The organism is Bacillus sp. B1(2022) (assembly GCF_040259625.1).
GTDB classification, from domain to species: domain Bacteria; phylum Bacillota; class Bacilli; order Bacillales; family Bacillaceae; genus Bacillus; species Bacillus velezensis.
In genome coordinates this window covers 158,998-175,462 of sequence record NZ_JANIFO010000004.1, presented here as the reverse complement: position 1 = coordinate 175,462, position 16,465 = coordinate 158,998, and the positions used below count along the sequence as shown (strand labels likewise).

The following is a 16,465-nucleotide window of genomic DNA, read 5'->3' as shown; positions in this document are numbered from 1 at the left end:
AGCCGCACTGTGTGCTGATGTCTCCGGCCATTTGGCTGGTACTTGAACCAGCCAAATGTATAATAAATAAAGAAGGAGGGATGACGTATGAACAGCTGGCGTCCGGATCGGGAGTCGCACATACCGCTTTATCTCCAGATCGAACAGCATATAAAAGAAAAAATACTTCATGGCGAATGGACCATCGGCACGAAAATTCCCTCACAAAGAAAGCTCGCCGAGGAGCTTCAGGTCAACCGAAGCACAGTGACGGCAACAGTTGATGAGTTAATCGCCCAAGGTCTTCTGGAAGGAAAAAGAGGGGGAGGCACAAAGGTCGTCAACAATACGTGGAGCATCATGGCAGCGGCTAAGCCCCTTGATTGGAGCACATACGTTACATCGGGGAGTCATCAGCCGAATTCATCCTTGATTCAGGCCATTAATCAAAACGAGCCGCGTCCGGATCTGATCAGGCTGGGGACGGGTGAACTGAGTCAAGAGCTGCTGCCTGAGCAGGAGATGGCCGAACTGTTCCGTGAAGCGGGAACTAACATTTTTGCGCTCGGCTATGAAGAACCGAAGGGCAGCCTGCAGCTTCGGCAAAGCGTCGCGGAACATTTGAAAACAAAGGGGATTCACGCGTCCCCGGCATCCATCGTAATCGTCTCAGGCGCGCTGCAGGCGCTTCAGCTCATTTCAATCGGGCTGCTAAAACCAAACTCCGTCATGCTGACTGAAAACCCGTCGTATCTCCATTCCCTGCGTGTGTTTCAATCAGCGGGCGTCAGGCTTAAGGGAGTGCCGATGGATGGGAGCGGAATCAAAACGGATCATCTTCCCGCTTACCGGCGGCAATACGAAGCAGGGCTGCTGTACACCATTCCGTCATTCCATAATCCGACGGGAACGGTGATGTCACTCAAGCGGAGGAAGGAACTCATCGTCCTCGCAAGAAATCACCTGTTGCCTGTCATTGAAGATGACGCATACGGTGATTTATGGATCGATAAAGAACCGCCGCCTCCGTTAAAATCCATGGACGGTGAGGGGAATGTGCTGTATATCGGCACGCTGTCAAAAACCGTAAGCCCGGGTCTGCGCATCGGATGGGTCGTCGCCCCTGAGCCGGTTGCAGACAGGCTCGCCGATATTAAAATGCAGACGGATTACGGCTCCAGTGCTTTATCTCAATGGGCGGCATGTCAATGGCTGTCAAGCGGCCGCTATGAAGCGCGCCTTTTGCGTCTCAGAAAGGAACTTAAAATCAGAAGAGATGCGGCATTGCGTTCTCTTGAAAGATACGCGGGAGATATTGCGGAGTGGCGTGTGCCGGAGGGGGGCTTTTATATTTGGGTCACTTTTCATCAAGCAATCGCCGTTCAGACGCTTTTCACCCGTGCCTTGGAGGCCGGCGTGCTGATCAATCCGGGAGCTCTCTATCTTCCCGAAGACCGGCAAAGCCTGCGTCTTTCCTATTCATACGCATCCTTACCGGACTTGGAAAAAGGCATTCAAACGATAGCGGACATCGCCCGCCGTTTCGTTTAATAAAAGATCACGTCACAATGGCTCCGAGTGCTTCTGCGAATGTAATGGCATGAGACGGAGAGATGCGGCATCCTTTCAGCTTCTCAAGTGAGACGTGCAGATGATCAAATGTGCACGTGCTGATATCCATATTAAAAAGAGACGTGCCGATGAAGTTTGCGCCGTTCAAATCACAGACGTCAAGATCTGTGTATTCAAGAACGGCATCATTCCACTCACTTTCTGTAAGAGCGCACGTGTCAAACCGGACATGCTTCATATTGGAATAGCTGAAGGAGCTGTAATTTGCGAGGCAGTCTTCAAACCGTACATGACGCATGGCGGAATCCGCCAGATTCAAGCCGAGAAGTTTTGAATGCTGAAACGCCGTTCTATGGATGATGCTTCCGCTGAAATCAGCGTTTGAGACATCACATTTGTCAAACAGGACATCCGTACATTCCATATGTCTGAAAGAGACATCCGTAAAAACGGTGTTTCTGAAAATGACTTTTTCGGCGCGCAGGCCGTCCAGTTTGCTGTTTACGACGGCGTTTTCTATGACGACTTCTTTTATGAGGTCGTCCTGAAGCGCTTCTGTGAAAGAAAGCACCGGCAATTCTTTCGGGATTTTCGGTTTTTGGATCGTATTCATCTCATACTTCCTTTTCTGAATTAATAGCTGAAAACGGCAATTGACAGATATCGTTTTCTGCCTGCCATCCTAGCTGTTGCATAATGTACAAAGGGTATTAAAAAAGAGGTAGGGCGTCAATAGTGTCGCATATAAAAGCAGACGTGACATTCAAGGTAATGCCCTTAGAGACATGTCCCCAAGGGCATTTGTCTGTTTCAGGCGAGTTCTTTATACATGATCACATGCGGGCCGATGCCGGGTATGTCAAAGGGGCTGCCCGTGCTTTTCCAGCCGAGCTTTTCGTAATATCCCTTTACGTGACATCTGGCGTTGCACCAGACAAGCGCCGCCCCCATATCTGCCAGTTTTCGTTCTGCATAGGCGATTAACGTGCTTCCCGCTTTTTGCGTCCGGTATTCCTCAAGCGTCGCCATGCCGCGCAGCTGGTAGGCGGGCGCTGCCTGTAACGCCTGCTGGTTCTGCGGGTAGAAAGAAGCGATGCTGATCAATGTCCCGTCGTAAAAACCTCCGAGATGAAAGGCTCCTTTGACGCTGTCCTGATCATATTTACAATCCTCAATCGTCTGATGGGGGCGCAGCACGCTGTGTCTGATCGCGTACGTGTCTTCTGCGGTGATGGGTTTTACTTCAACCATGAAAAAATCCTCCTTTGCTTGATTCTTTTTCTGTATCGTACCATGAAAAAGCCGCCTGTCATATCAGGCGGCCTCTTCCGCGTCAATGCAAATATACATCAGCCCGCTTTTCATCCTTTTGCTTAATATAAGCTGCAAGCTCTGACGTCAAATCAGAACGGAGAAACGGGGTGATTAAATAAATTCCGTTAAACAGTTCGCACGCCGTGTCGAGAAGCGACTTGGCGATGGCGAGGCCTTCAGCTTTCTGCTTTCGCTTGTCTTCGCCGGCGAGCGCCATTTTTTCGCGGATGCTGTCTGACAGCTTAATGCCCGGGATTTCATGATGGATGAACTCTGCGTTGCGGCTGCTCGTTAACGGCATGATACCGATATACACCGGTGTTTTGAGATGCTTTGTTTCATGATGAATGTCAATGAGCTGCTGCTCCGAGTAGACAGGCTGGGACACGAAGTAGTCAGCTCCGCACTCGATTTTTTTCTCCAGCCGTTTTACTGCTTTATCAAGGTGGCGGACATTCGGATTAAATGCTCCGGCTACGGAAAAGTTCGTTTTCTTGCCGAGCGGTTTCCCTGATAAAGAAATGCCCTCGTTGAATTGTTTAATCAGCCTGATCAAGTCAAAGGACGTTAAATCATAGACGGAGGTAGCCCCCGGAAAGTCGCCGATTTTTGAAGGATCACCCGTGATGGCTAAAATGTCGGTGAGCCCGAGCGTATCCAGCCCCATTAAATGTGACTGGAGGCCTATTATATTGCGGTCTCTGCATGTAATGTGAACGAGAGAACGGATATCAAGGCGCTCTTTCAGCAATGAACCGCAGGCGGCATTGCTGATCCGCGGTGTCGCCAATGAATTGTCGGCGAGCGTCAGCGCTTCTATGCCGGTTTCTTTTAATTCAGCCGCCGCTTGCAGAAATTCGTCAAAATTCAATTTTTTCGGCGGATCAAGCTCTACGATAATTGACCGTTTCTGAGCGGCGATTTCGTTTAAACCCGGCTCGGTCCGTTCGTTGCTGACTGAGATGACTTCTTCTTCCCGTCTGATTTTCACTTCTTTCTCAGTGACGGGGGAAAGGCCGCGAACCGCTTCAGCCATGGCTCTGATATGGTTTGGCGTCGTACCGCAGCAGCCGCCGATAATGCGCGCGCCCTGAGTGCGGAACTGTACGGCGCTCTCCCGGAAATAGGCATCGTCCGTATCATAAACAAGCCGGCCTTCTTCTAAAGACGGAAGGCTGCTGTTCGGATAGACCGATAAATAAGCGTCACGGAAAATCGGCACTTCGGTGAGCGCTTCAATCATGTGGTACGGGCCGAGCCGGCAATTGATTCCCGCTATGTCAGCGCCGAGATCGGCAATTGACCTGAGGGCTTCCCGAAGCGGCGTTCCGTCCTGCAGCACGCCCTGTTCGTGCATGGATACGTTCAGCATAATCGGAAGTTCCGTTTCTTTTCTCGCGATCTTCAGCACTTCACGCGCCTCTTCTAAATCATAGTATGTTTCCAGAAGCAGACCGTCCGGCTCTTCGTGCAGCAATAAATAAAGCTGCTCCCGAAAGCTGCGTTTAATCTCCTCCAGGCTGTAGGCGTTTTTGTTAAAGGTGCGGATGCCGCCCATCGTTCCCAATACATAAGCGCCGTCTGAGGAAGCGCGCGCGATTCTGACCGCCTCCTGATTGATTTTTTTCGTTTCATCCTCAAGTCCGTATCTTGAGAGCTTAATAAAATTCGCGCCGTACGTATTTGTCTGGATGATGTCTGCCCCGGCTTCCACGTAAGCCTTATGTATCCGCTTGATTTCTTCGGGCTTTGATACGTTCAGTTCCTCAAAACATCTGTCAATGCCGTAGGAATAGAGGAGAGTGCCCATCGCGCCGTCTCCGATTAAAATCCGTTCTTTTAAGTCTTGTAATAGTCCCATTGTTTGCCTCCTTCGTCACATTCAGCAAGGAAAAAAGAGAAATAAAAAAAGTCTTCTTAAGAAGAAGACTTTGTAATCATTTGTCTCTCTTCTTATCTTCCAAGCTGTTTTTAGCTTGCTGGATTTAGCACCTTGGTCATGGTTTGGGTAAACCACTACACCGGTTGCTGAAGCGTCGTCGGGCCAGTCCCTCGGCTTCTCTTGATAAGAACGTTCATGTAATTGTCATGGGTTTCCAAAACTTAACTGTGAAAATCCCTTTCTCCAAATTTACCGAAAATAGAGACAATAATCAATAGGAATCACATAATTTATCTAAAATTAATAAATTGAACGTCAATCGGCAGGTCTGCTCCGCGGACGGCTGCAATAATCTGCTGCAGATCATCTTTATTTTTTCCGGTGACGCGCACTTGGTCGTCCTGAATCTGCGACTTGACCTTCAAGCCGGAGTTTTTAATCACCGCGTTGATTTTTTTGGCGTTGTCTTTATCAATGCCCTGTACAAGCTTCGCGCGCTGGCGCACCGTGCCCCCCGATGCATTTTCGATTTTGCCGTATTCAATGTTTTTCGTCGGCACGTCCCGTTTGATCAGCTTGCCGCTCAGCACATCTTTGAGCTGATTCAGTTTAAACTCGTCATCAGAAATCAGGACAAGCTCTTCCTTTTCTAAAGTTACATCGCTTTTCGATCCTTTAAAGTCATAGCGCGTGCCGATTTCTTTCAGCGTCATCTGAATCGCATTCTGCACTTCTGGAAATTCAACTTTGGATACAATATCAAAAGAACTTTCTTTTGCCATGAGAAAACCTCCTATAACATTTCACTTATGAGTTGATTATAGTAGAATAAAGAGAAATGTCCAACAGCATAAAGCATGAATTTATGCATATTGGAAAAAATGAGAAAAACATCAGCCTCATACGGGCGAATCAGGAAGGACGATAACATGAGACCAGGGCAGCAGCTCACGCTTAGTATAGATCACCAAACCGATTTCGGTTATTTTTTAACCGACGGCGAGGATACGGTTCTTTTACATAACAGTGAAATCACAGAGGATATCGAAGACAGAGATGAAGTGGACGTATTTATTTACGTCGATCATCAGGAAAGACTCGCGGCGACGATGAAAAAGCCGCTCATCAGCTTTTATGACTACGGATGGGTGGAAGTGACGGACGCTGTGGAAGATATGGGCGTATTCGTCGACGTCGGTCTGTCAAAAGACGCGCTCGTCGCAACGGAGCACCTGCCTCCGTACAAATCCGTCTGGCCGCAAAAAGGAGACAGACTGTATTGCATGCTGAAGGTGACAAGCCGCGGGCGCATGTTTGCCAAGCCGGCGCCTGAAGATATCATCAGTGAATTATTTACGGATGCAGGGGAAGACGTCATGAATAAAGACCTGACGGGCACGGTGTACAGACTGATTGCATCAGGCTCTTTTCTGATTACCGATGAAGGCATCCGCGCGTTTATTCACCCTTCAGAAAGAAAAGAAGAGCCGAGACTCGGCAGCCGCGTGACAGGGCGTGTCATCGAGGTGAAGGAAGACGGCTCCGTCAACATGTCACTGCTGCCGAGAAAGCAGGATGCGCTTTCGGTTGACGCGGAAGAGATTCTGACCTATCTGAGATCAAGAAACGGCGCGATGCCTTACGGAGACAAAAGCCATCCTGACGATATCCGCGAACGGTTTCATTTAAGCAAAGCCGCCTTTAAGCGGGCGCTCGGGCATCTGATGAAAAACGGCAAGGTCTATCAGGAAGACGGCTGGACATACGAAAAACAATAAATTTTCTGCAAAAACATCGGTGAACCAAAACCGATGTTTTTTATTTTCTCAAAAGCTCCTATACCCTCATTTGTTTAACATCCTGCCGAACATACATATTTTATTGAAATAAAATATTCTGACATCCGAACCGATATATAACTATAGAAAAAAACAAAAGGAGAGTTTCAATGAGAAAAATGGCGATATTTGCGGCTGTACTGCTGATTGCGCTCAGCACGGCGGGATGTGCCGGCAAATCTGAGGAAACGGCGGCCGAAAAAACGAAAACAATCGGCATCATGCTGACAGACAACGGCCTCGGCGACCAATCATTTAATGATTCAGGCTTTCAAGGTTTGATGAAAGCGAGAGACGAGCTCGGCATCACATTTGATTACCGGGAGATAAAAGACACCGGTACATACGAAAAAGGACTGACCCAGCTTGTCCGTGAAGGCAATGATCTTGTGGTGGGGCTCGGTTACAGCATGCAGGCGGATTTAGAAAAGGTCGCCAAAAAATATCCGAAGCAGCGGTTTGTGCTGATTGATTCCGTATCAGACCTGGGTAATGTCACCTCCGTCACGTTTAAAGAGGATGAAGGAAGCTTCTTAGCCGGAGCGCTGGCGGCCATGACGAGCAAAACCGGCACAATCGGATTTATCGGCGGTTCAGATGCCGACGTCATTAAACGGTTTAAAAAAGGCTATCTGAAAGGCGCGGAATCAGTCAAACCGAATATCCGCGTACTGTCGGACATCAGCGGTACGTTTGATGATGATAAGCTCGGGAAGGGCATCGCCCAAAACATGATCCGAAAAAAAGCCGATGTCCTGTTTACGGCGGCCGGCTTCACGGGTGTCGGCGCACTGAAAGAAGCGGAGGCGCAAAAAGTATACGCCATCGGTGTTGACAGCGATCAATATTACACCGCCGAGCACGCGGTTATCTCTTCTTTAGTGAAAAACGTCGACCATGTCATCTATGAATTGGCGAAAGATTTAAAAGACAACAAGGAGATTAAAAGCGGTGAGATCGTTTACGGACTGAAGGAAAACGGCATGGACTTAGCTAAGATCAGAGTTGTCAAAAACGCAGGCGGGCTGGCGAAAAAGATCACGGATATGAAAAACAGCCTGATTGAAAAAGGAGGCGATCTGAAGTGACATTACGGACAAGGCTGCTCGTTAACGCAGCCGTTACGATGGTTTGCTTCGCCGCCGTCATCGGCTTTACCATTGTAAACATGATGAAGATTCAGGCTTCAAATGAAGATGAAGTGGACGCGCTGTTAAACGTCCAGGAAGCAAAAGCTGACCTTAATACGTTAAAAGAAAGCATCACCGGCTATTCCTATACGCTCGCAGACGCCCAGAAAGAAGATGTGCGAAGCTATATGAAAAGCAGCTCAGAGAAACTGGCGGCGCTCAAAAAAACGATGACGGACGGTGCAGACAAAGCCGCTTATGACAAACTCGCCAAAAAATACGAATCATGGCAGGCGGAGGCGGACGCTGCTCTTGATTCGAAAAGCCCGGCTGAAGCGACAAGGACGGCGGCCCGCATCAACGGTCTTCTGAATGATATTTATATGCTGAATCTGAAAAGCCGGGATCACTATGAAGACATGCAGAAGCAGACGGCTGACCAGATTCAGTTTATCGTTTACAGCGCAGCCGTGCTGACCATCGTGATACTTGCCGTCACCGTCATATCTTCCATCAGGCTGACGAAGAGAATTGCAGGGCCGATCCGCCGCATGGCTGAAAATGCCCGTCGTATTGCAGGAGGGAACCTTGCTGTTGAAATGCTTGATTATAAAGGGAAGGACGAACTGAAAGAGCTGAATGACTCATTCGGAATGATGGCTGAACAGCTCCGCACCTTAATTCAGGCGATCGGAGAGGTCGGCCGTGAAGTCGAGACTTTCGCGGAAGGTTTGACGAAGGAAAACCAGACGCTGAAGGACATGACCGAGCAGGTGTCCGTGTCGACGGAAGAAATGGCGCAAGGCTCCCAAACCATTTCAGAAGATCTGCAGCATGCGGTGCAATTCATTGAACAAATGGATGAACATTCAAAGGCGAACGCCGAACGTTCAAAACAAACGACGAGAAGCAGCGAAGAGACGATTGCGGCGGTGGCTGCGGGGCGCGGTGCTTTAGCCGAGACCAAGCAAGCCATTGATAAAAGCAATGAGACATCAAAAGAGATTTCCGAAGCCGCCGATCTCTTCATAGAGCATGCGGCAGGCATCAGTATGATGGCGCAGACCGTTTCTGACATTGCGGGCCAGACCAATCTGCTGTCATTAAACGCCGCAATCGAGGCGGCCAGAGCAGGCGAGGCCGGAAAAGGATTTGCCGTCGTTGCCGAGGAGATACGGAAGCTCGCAGACGGATCAGCCAAAGCGACCGCGCAGATTTTCGATATGGTAAAGCAAATTGAAGACGGCATCACATCTATTACCGGAGCTGTCACGACCGGCGTCGCTTTAGCGGACAGACAGCAGGAGCTGATGGAGAAAACGTCAGAATCATTCGTCCATATTGAACAAAAAGCCGCCCATATTAAAGCGGAGCTTACTCAATTGGACGGACGGATCATCGAATCGAAACAGCTTGGTGAGCAAGTGCTGCATCATGCCGAAAGCATCAGCGCTGTCGTTCAGGAAACGGCTGCGGGAAGCGAAGAGATTTCTGCCTCCGCGCTTGAGCAGCTGTCTTCTTTTCATAAAATGGCGGAAAGCGTCAATAATCTGGTGAGCCTGACAGAGCGGTTAAACGATCAGGTCCGCCGGTTTACTTTGTAACGGGCTTTTGCCCCGCCCCCTAATTTTTGCAGCCTGACATGAGTAACTTCTGAATGAAACACAAATACTGAATATACTTGTGTTATTTATTCTTTTTCGAGAAAGGTGAAAAAAGAAGGGAGGAATCGGGATGGATGAACAAATTCCGCATGAAAAGGGTCTTGATAATAGTCTGGCTTTATTACGCGATGGTTATGTATTTGTGAAAAACCGAGCGGAGAATTATCGCTCGGATGTGTTTCGCGCCCGTTTATTAGGGAAGACATTCATTTGTATGAGCGGAGCGGAAGCCGCAAAGCTTTTTTATGACACAGAACGATTTCAGCGGGAGCATGCCCTCCCCAAACGGGTGCAGAAAACGTTATTCGGAACAGGGGCAATCCAGTCAATGGACGGTGAACGGCATAAGCACAGGAAGCTTCTATTTATGTCGCTGTTGACGCCGCCCCGGCAAAAACGGCTTGCGGAAGCGGTGGCAAAACAGTGGAAAGCATCTGCGGAAATGTGGGAGGGTTCAAACCGAATTGTCCTTTTTGATGAAGCGAAGAAAGTGCTGTGCCGGGCTGCCTGTGAGTGGGCCGGCGTCCCGCTGAAAGACTCAGAAGTGAAAGAGCGGGCGGAGGATTTCACCGATATGGTAGACGCATTCGGCGCTGTGGGACCGCGTCATTGGAAAGGCAGAAGGGCGAGGCTGAAAACGGAGAAATGGATAGAGGAGGTCATTGAGGATGTGCGGTCCGGCAAGCTGCAAACGCCGGAGGGCTCAGCCTTGTATGAAATGGCTTTTCATACAGAACTTGACGGGAACAGACTTGATTCTCACATGGCTGCTGTTGAGCTTATTAATGTTCTGCGCCCGATTGCCGCCCTTTCTTACTTCATTACGTTTTCAGCTCTTGCATTGCATGATTACCCTGAATATCGGGGCAAACTGAGATCGAGAGATGATCAGGAGGCTGAAAGATTTGCACATGAAGTTCGGCGGTATTACCCGTTTGCCCCGTTTTTAGGAGCCGTTGTGAAAAAAGATTTCGTATGGAAGAACTGTGAGTTTAAAAAGGGTGCATCCGTCATGCTTGACCTATATGGGACAAACCATGATTCCCGGCTTTGGGAAAATCCCAATGAATTTCGCCCGGAACGTTTTCAGGGGCGGGAGGAAAATAAATTTGATTTCATTCCCCAGGGCGGAGGTGATCCGGCTAACGGCCACCGCTGTCCGGGTGAGGGAATGACCGTGGAAGTCATGAAAACTTCCCTTGCGTTTCTTGCCAATGAAATAGAGTACGATGTTCCGTCCCAAGATTTGAGCTTCAGCCTGTCCAGAATGCCGGCATTGCCTGAAAGCGGATTCGTGATAAGTGATGTTAGACGCATATAGAACAAAAAACAGCCCTCTCTCTTCATACACAAGAGGGCTGTTTTGCTTTTACAGATGGTCCGGTTTTTTGGAATTCTGGTTTTTTCCCGCCTGCCGGTTTTTTTCGGCAAGCCGGTTCTTTTTCTGATTTATGGCGTTATTGTCCAACGGTTTTTTGTCATCATCTTTCATGCGGCAAAGCCTCCCTTCTGTCCGTTAGGATGCCCGCCCGCATTGAAATTATGGCTTCAGGAAAAAAATCGCGAGCGTGCCCGGCCCGGAGTGCGCGCCGATCGCAGAGCCGATTGAATGAAGAATGGTCTCTTTCGGATGGAACGCTTCTTCAATCATTTCCTTCATCCGAAGCGCCGTCTCCTCGTTATCTGCATAGCTGATCCCCACGGTTTGATCCGCCCAATCGCCGCCTTCTTCCTTCATCATTTCTATAATCCGTTTAAACAGTTTCTTTTGTCCGCGTAATTTTTCGAGCGGCACGAGCCTGCCGTCATCCACATGCAGAATCGGTTTAATGTTCAAAAGCCCCCCGACAAAAGCGGACGTTTTTGAAATTCTGCCGCCCCGCGCGAGATAAGCGACATCATCGACCGTAAATATATGTTTCATCCGTGCGCAAAAGCTCTTTACAGACGTTTCGATTTCTTGTATTGTATTCCCGTTAACACAGAGTGTTTGCGCGTGCATCACCGCAAGGCCGCAGCCCAATGAAGCGCATTTGGAATCTACAATCCGTAAATCAAAATCGGGAAATTCCTCTTTTACTTCATTGGCGATCATCACCGCCGTCTGATAGGTGCCGGAAAGACCTGAGGAAAAGGCGATGTATATCGCCGGTTCTCCCAGTTCCGCGTATTGTAAAAATACTTTTTTTATCGTATCCGGTGATGCCTGGGATGTTTTCGGAACTTTCCCGTCCCGCATCGCTTGAAATATATGATCCGCCTGAATGGTGACCGTGTCCTCATATTCGTTTCCGTCAAGTGTTACGTGCAGCGGAATGAACCCGATCCGGTTTTCTTCAATATAAGATTTCGGCAGGTCAGAGGCGCTGTCAGCAATAAGGTGAACTGTCATCATAATTCCCTTCTTTCCGATTGGTGAGAGTGATGCCAACTATATCATATAAATGTGGCAAAATAGTGTTCAAAACTTTATTTTAAGGGAAAAGCTAATAATGAAAATGAGCGGAGGAGCAAGCCATGGTACTAGAACAAGCAAAAAAATTAGCAATCGTCGTCATCGGCGCGTTTCTGTATGCGGCGGGACTGAATTTATTCCTGATACCGGCGAATGTATATGCCAGCGGTTTTACCGGTGTCGCCCAGCTGCTGTCAAGCGTCGTTGATCAATACGCCCCCTTTTATATTTCGACAGGAGTTCTCATGTTCCTCTTAAACATTCCCATCGGTGTGTTAGGGTGGCTGAAAGTCGGCAGATCATTCACTGTATACAGCATATTAAGCGTAGCGCTGACGTCCGTCTTTATGGGAATTCTCCCGGAAATGAGACTGTCGCACGATATTCTTCTGAATACCGTATTCGGAGGAGTCATCTCAGCGATCGGCATCGGTTTAACGCTGAAATTCGGCGCTTCGACAGGCGGTCTTGATATCGTGTCGATGGTGCTGGCCAAATGGAAGGATAAGCCGGTCGGCACATATTTCTTCATTTTGAACGGGATTATCATTTTGACGGCAGGATTATTGCAAGGATGGGAGAAAGCATTATATACCCTTGTCGCTCTGTATGTCACAACAAGGGTGATTGACGCCATTCACACCCGCCACATGAAACTGACCGCCATGATCGTTACAAAAAAAGCCGATGAAATCAAAGAAGCGATTTACGGGAAAATGGTCCGCGGCATTACGACGGTGCCGGCAAAAGGCGCTTACACAAACGAACAGAAAGAAATGATGATCATCGTCATCACGCGGTACGAATTGTATGACCTTGAGAAAATCGTGAAAGAAGTCGACCCGAAAGCCTTCACAAACATCGTGCAAACGACGGGGATCTTTGGTTTCTTCAGAAAAGACTGATAGGAGCGGATAGAATGAAGTGGCTGTTTGGCCTGTTATTACCGGTCATTTTATTGATCGGATGCAGCAGTCAATCCGGGCAGAAGGAGCCCGCTGAGGAGGTATCCGGAGAGATGAATGAACAGCAAGCGGAATTAGCCGTAAACCCTGTGCAGACGGATCAGCAGATCGAATTTCAAATGTCTTTAAAAAACAAGAGCGGCAGCCCGATCGATTTCACATTCAGCTCAGGGCAGAAATTCGAATTGACCGTACATGACCAACATCACAAAGAACTGTACCGCTATTCAAAAGACAAAATGTTTACTCAGGCGTTTCAGACCGTGACCTTAATGCCGAATGAAACGTATGACTTTTCAGATGTGTGGAAGAACGTTCCCGGTCCGGGAACATACACGGTGACGGTGACGTTTTTAGGGAAGTCCGATCAGATCGGAAAAAGACTGAAAACGGTAAAAACATTTGAAGTAAAATAAATAAGCGGCGCCCTCGTCTTAACGGGGCGCCTTTTTTTATTGCAATTTCTCCAGCTGATCCTGAAATTGGTGCAGCTGCTGACGTTCTGCATCCGTCGAATTGGCGTACGCGGAAGACACGGCGTTTTTGGCGCGTGAAACAGCTTTTTCCTGATCGCCGTCCTCGAAACCGTTAGCAATCATGACGGCCTGCTGGACAAATGACTTGGCTTGAGAAAACAGTTCGTTTCTCATTAAAAGTCAACCTGCCTTTCAGCCGAATCTTTTGCTGCATCATGCTGTGCTTCCTCTAATGTAGACCGATATGGAAATCTTGCGTCATGAAGACTGACAGAGTCCTTGCCTTGCTGAATAAACCGTTTTGATTTGTTTCGTTTACCCATTGCAATGTCCCCCTTCCATATTTAGACGAGATGAGTCGTCTGTTTTAGTATGGGCGGAAGGCTTTGTGTTATGAGCGGCAAAACCTCACAGGGAGAAATAGGATTTTAAAAATTCGGCGATTCCGTCCGCTTCATTTGATCCCGTGACGCGGTCGGCGGCCTGTTTGACTTCATCCGTGCCGTTTCCCATCGCTACGCCGCAACCGGCAAACCGGAGCATTTCAAGATCGTTGTCTTCGTCGCCGAACGCGATGATCCGTTCTCTCGGCACTTGGTAATAGTCGCTGATTTTCTTCAGGCCGACCGCTTTATTCATCCCGTGTTTAATGATTTCAATCACATGCCACGGAGCCGCCCATCTTCTGTGGTCAATGACCTCGGCGTGCACATCGGATAAATGTGCTCGTATATCCGCGACGTCCTCTTCCTTCGCGTGAATCAATACGGACGTTACATCCTCCTTGACCGTTTCACGCAGATCGCCGAATGTGACATTCGCCGTATTCATATGAAACGCCTCAATTAAATGCTCATCATGATAATGGAAGTACACATCGTCAATGACCTCAGCGAGCACATTATGTATTTGATAGGTCTCTGTAAGTTCGGCAAGCTGTCTGACCACATCGACCGATAAAGACGTGTGGTAGCGTCCCCATGATTCGTCTTTCGGGTGGTGGACAAATGCCCCGTTAAAATTGACAATCGGCGTTGTCAGCCCAAGCTCGTCATAATACATCGAACTGGAACGGAAAGGGCGCCCGGTTGAGATGCAGACATGATGGCCCGCTTCTTTCAGCTTCTGAATCGTCCGTGCCGTTTCAGGGGAAATGGTTTTATCGTCTTTTAATAAAGTTCCATCCAGATCTAAGGCGATGAGATAAGGTTTTGTCTCCATAAATAACTCCTTTTGTCATATAATTTGCTGTTTTTCACTTATGTACAGTGTAGCTTTTTACCATCTTTATTGTCTACATGTTACACTTATGATTATGGTTATCCTAAGGAGGGAGTCAACGTGATTCTTATTGATCATCAAACCGTATCAGGCATTCCGTTTTTACATATTGTAAAAGAAGAAAATCGGGACCGTCCCGCTCCCCTTGTTTTCTTTATTCACGGTTTTACAAGCGCGAAGGAGCATAATCTTCATTTCGCTTACCTGCTTGCTGAAAAGGGCTTCAGGGCGGTGCTGCCGGAAGCTCTTTACCACGGTGAACGCACTGAACAGCTGTCAGCAGAAGAGCTCGCCGTCCATTTTTGGGATATTGTATTAAATGAAATCGAGGAGCTTGACGTGCTGAAAAAGGATTTTGAAGCGCGCGGTCTGATTGAAGACGGGCGGATCGGTCTTGCGGGCACGTCAATGGGCGGAATTACGACATTCGGCGCGATGGCCGCGTATGATTGGGTCAAAGCCGGCGTCAGTCTGATGGGAAGCCCGAACTATACGGCATTTTTTCAGCAGCAGATTGACCACATTCAAAAGCAGGACATCGACATTGACGTCACAAAAGAACAGGTCGATGAACTGTTTGCGCGGCTCAAACCGTTCGATCTCAGTCTGGAACCGGAAAAACTCCGCAGCCGCCCGCTGCTGTTCTGGCACGGCGTTCAAGACAAAGTCGTTCCGTATGCACCGACCCGCGGCTTTTATGAAACGATTAAACCTCATTACAGCAGCCGGCCTGACCATCTTCAGTTTCTGAAAGACGAACGGGCTGATCATAAAGTCCCGAGATACGCCGTTTTAGAAACCGTCGCCTGGTTCGATAAGCATTTATAAAGCACAAAGGTGTTAACAAAAGCCGCTTTTACGTTATACTGAGGAAAAAGGAGTGATGGAACGTGGAAGAAGCATTAAAAGAAAACATCATGGGCGCCTTGGAGCAGGTTGTTGACCCTGAGCTCGGCGTCGATATCGTCAATCTCGGCCTTGTATACGACGTTGATATGGATGACGACGGCCTGACGCACGTTACGATGACACTGACATCAATGGGGTGCCCGCTCGCTCCGATCATCGTCGACGAGGTGAAAAAAGCGCTCGCCGACATTCCGGATGTAAAAGAGACGGAGGTCCACATCGTCTGGAATCCGCCTTGGACAAGAGACAAAATGTCACGCTACGCAAAAATCGCATTAGGGATTCAGTAATAAGAAAATGCACCTCGGATTTTAGGTACATCCTAAAGTTTGGAGGTGCTTTTCTTTTGTCTGAATATAAGCGACAGTGAGGGTTTGTTTTGGATCGCAAACAAACCTTTATATAAAAAATTTCATATGAGGTTTATCTTTTTTGTAATAGGACAGTCTGTCTTGGAGTGTACCTGTGTGGAATTCAAATTTATGCCCATCGGGATCAGTAAAATAAATTGACTTTTGATCTTGTTTATCTCTTGGACGCCCATTTAATATATTTACATTTAGATTTTTTAACCTATGATGTATTGCATCAAAATCTTTTGGGTCAATTGTAAAGGCCATATGCGTATAAGATTTATGTATTTCATTTCTTGGTATATCCGCCTCTAAGTTAAGTGCAAGCCAAAGCCCGTTCAGATCAAAATATGCTGTCTTTTGTCCTTTAACCAGGAGCTGTGCATGAAATACTTTTTCATAAAATTCTATAGATTTTTCCAAATTTGAAACAGAAAAAAGAAGATGATTGATTCCTTTTATGTTTATTTTCCCCACCTCATTTAACATGTTTGTTTGAAACAATCCCTCTGGTAATACATCTGCATATATATCGATTATATACTGACTAAAAAATCATTTTAAGGATTTCTGTGGATTTTTATGCCCGGTGTTTTCCGGCTGACCGTTTCGAGCTGTACTAAACATGATTCTGTCGGGCGCCGTTC

19 protein-coding genes and 1 riboswitch are annotated in these 16,465 nt (G+C 47.9%); of the genes, 9 read left to right on the top strand and 10 right to left on the bottom strand.

Features of this window, described 5'->3' with window-relative positions; all coding sequences use genetic code 11:
- The first annotated feature begins 87 nt into the window (after window positions 1-87).
- Window positions 88-1,530, top strand: coding sequence for a MocR-like pyridoxine biosynthesis transcription factor PdxR (gene pdxR, locus NQS30_RS09410; protein ID WP_218791558.1), 1,443 nt, complete (start codon window positions 88-90; stop codon window positions 1,528-1,530).
- Window positions 1,531-1,537: 7 nt separating this feature from the next.
- Here pdxR and NQS30_RS09405 read toward each other — a convergent pair whose 3' ends face one another.
- The 4 genes from NQS30_RS09405 to NQS30_RS09390 form a co-directional block, all read right to left on the bottom strand.
- Entirely contained in the window at window positions 1,538-2,164 is a 627-nt protein-coding gene (locus NQS30_RS09405; protein WP_094031635.1) for a pentapeptide repeat-containing protein, read from the bottom strand.
- Between the two features lie 197 nt (window positions 2,165-2,361).
- Window positions 2,362-2,802 (bottom strand): GNAT family N-acetyltransferase, encoded by a 441-nt coding sequence (locus NQS30_RS09400; protein ID WP_007409151.1) that lies wholly within the window; start codon window positions 2,800-2,802, stop codon window positions 2,362-2,364.
- An 82-nt stretch (window positions 2,803-2,884) separates the two neighbouring features.
- Complete coding sequence (locus tag NQS30_RS09395) at window positions 2,885-4,726, bottom strand: bifunctional homocysteine S-methyltransferase/methylenetetrahydrofolate reductase (RefSeq protein ID WP_218791559.1); 1,842 nt, start codon at window positions 4,724-4,726, stop codon at window positions 2,885-2,887.
- An 89-nt stretch (window positions 4,727-4,815) separates the two neighbouring features.
- A riboswitch (SAM riboswitch) is annotated at window positions 4,816-4,937 on the bottom strand.
- Window positions 4,938-5,037: 100 nt separating this feature from the next.
- Window positions 5,038-5,529, bottom strand: a complete 492-nt coding sequence (locus NQS30_RS09390; protein ID WP_012117263.1) for a YajQ family cyclic di-GMP-binding protein — start codon at window positions 5,527-5,529, stop codon at window positions 5,038-5,040.
- 99 nt (window positions 5,530-5,628) lie between these two features.
- Here NQS30_RS09390 and NQS30_RS09385 point away from each other — a divergent pair, with 99 nt between their 5' ends.
- From NQS30_RS09385 to cypC, 4 genes are all read left to right on the top strand, one after another.
- A complete protein-coding gene (locus NQS30_RS09385; RefSeq protein ID WP_172615145.1) occupies window positions 5,629-6,525 on the top strand; it encodes a CvfB family protein in 897 nt (298 codons plus the stop codon).
- Between the two features lie 170 nt (window positions 6,526-6,695).
- Complete coding sequence (locus tag NQS30_RS09380; protein WP_218791560.1) at window positions 6,696-7,673, top strand: BMP family lipoprotein; 978 nt, start codon at window positions 6,696-6,698, stop codon at window positions 7,671-7,673.
- Complete coding sequence (locus NQS30_RS09375) at window positions 7,670-9,319, top strand: methyl-accepting chemotaxis protein (protein WP_122503824.1); 1,650 nt, start codon at window positions 7,670-7,672, stop codon at window positions 9,317-9,319. The genes NQS30_RS09380 and NQS30_RS09375 overlap by 4 nt, the downstream gene beginning before the upstream one ends.
- A gap of 130 nt (window positions 9,320-9,449) precedes the next feature.
- The gene (cypC, locus tag NQS30_RS09370; RefSeq protein ID WP_218791561.1) at window positions 9,450-10,700 is read left to right on the top strand and encodes a CYP152 family fatty-acid peroxygenase CypC; all 1,251 of its coding nucleotides are present in this window, start codon (window positions 9,450-9,452) and stop codon (window positions 10,698-10,700) included.
- Between the two features lie 48 nt (window positions 10,701-10,748).
- Here cypC and NQS30_RS09365 read toward each other — a convergent pair whose 3' ends face one another.
- Window positions 10,749-10,871, bottom strand: a complete 123-nt coding sequence (locus NQS30_RS09365) for a DUF3941 domain-containing protein (RefSeq protein ID WP_136803431.1) — start codon at window positions 10,869-10,871, stop codon at window positions 10,749-10,751.
- Window positions 10,872-10,919: 48 nt separating this feature from the next.
- Entirely contained in the window at window positions 10,920-11,771 is an 852-nt protein-coding gene (locus NQS30_RS09360; RefSeq protein WP_052827249.1) for a DegV family protein, read from the bottom strand.
- Window positions 11,772-11,896: 125 nt separating this feature from the next.
- On the opposite strand from NQS30_RS09360, the gene NQS30_RS09355 reads away from it, so the two are divergent.
- Both NQS30_RS09355 and NQS30_RS09350 read left to right on the top strand, forming a co-directional pair.
- Window positions 11,897-12,739 carry a YitT family protein gene (locus NQS30_RS09355; protein ID WP_007409143.1) on the top strand — a complete coding sequence of 281 codons (843 nt, stop codon included), beginning with the start codon at window positions 11,897-11,899 and terminating at the stop codon, window positions 12,737-12,739.
- 14 nt (window positions 12,740-12,753) lie between these two features.
- Window positions 12,754-13,215, top strand: a complete 462-nt coding sequence (locus tag NQS30_RS09350; RefSeq protein ID WP_007409142.1) for a BsuPI-related putative proteinase inhibitor — start codon at window positions 12,754-12,756, stop codon at window positions 13,213-13,215.
- A gap of 36 nt (window positions 13,216-13,251) precedes the next feature.
- Here NQS30_RS09350 and NQS30_RS09345 read toward each other — a convergent pair whose 3' ends face one another.
- From NQS30_RS09345 to NQS30_RS09335, 3 genes are all read right to left on the bottom strand, one after another.
- Entirely contained in the window at window positions 13,252-13,449 is a 198-nt protein-coding gene (locus NQS30_RS09345; RefSeq protein ID WP_003155097.1) for a DUF3813 domain-containing protein, read from the bottom strand.
- Window positions 13,449-13,598: a hypothetical protein gene (locus tag NQS30_RS09340; RefSeq protein WP_003155094.1), complete on the bottom strand. Its 150-nt coding sequence runs from the start codon at window positions 13,596-13,598 to the stop codon at window positions 13,449-13,451. The genes NQS30_RS09345 and NQS30_RS09340 overlap by 1 nt, the downstream gene beginning before the upstream one ends.
- A gap of 85 nt (window positions 13,599-13,683) precedes the next feature.
- Window positions 13,684-14,496: a Cof-type HAD-IIB family hydrolase gene (locus NQS30_RS09335; protein WP_007409141.1), complete on the bottom strand. Its 813-nt coding sequence runs from the start codon at window positions 14,494-14,496 to the stop codon at window positions 13,684-13,686.
- Window positions 14,497-14,616: 120 nt separating this feature from the next.
- On the opposite strand from NQS30_RS09335, the gene NQS30_RS09330 reads away from it, so the two are divergent.
- Together NQS30_RS09330 and NQS30_RS09325 are read left to right on the top strand one after the other, a co-directional pair.
- The gene (locus tag NQS30_RS09330; RefSeq protein WP_015239553.1) at window positions 14,617-15,384 is read left to right on the top strand and encodes a prolyl oligopeptidase family serine peptidase; all 768 of its coding nucleotides are present in this window, start codon (window positions 14,617-14,619) and stop codon (window positions 15,382-15,384) included.
- Between the two features lie 62 nt (window positions 15,385-15,446).
- Window positions 15,447-15,755 carry a metal-sulfur cluster assembly factor gene (locus tag NQS30_RS09325; protein WP_003155088.1) on the top strand — a complete coding sequence of 103 codons (309 nt, stop codon included), beginning with the start codon at window positions 15,447-15,449 and terminating at the stop codon, window positions 15,753-15,755.
- A gap of 108 nt (window positions 15,756-15,863) precedes the next feature.
- Here NQS30_RS09325 and fosM read toward each other — a convergent pair whose 3' ends face one another.
- Window positions 15,864-16,307 (bottom strand): FosM family fosfomycin resistance protein, encoded by a 444-nt coding sequence (fosM, locus tag NQS30_RS09320; RefSeq protein WP_015239554.1) that lies wholly within the window; start codon window positions 16,305-16,307, stop codon window positions 15,864-15,866.
- Between the last annotated feature and the right edge of the window lie 158 nt (window positions 16,308-16,465).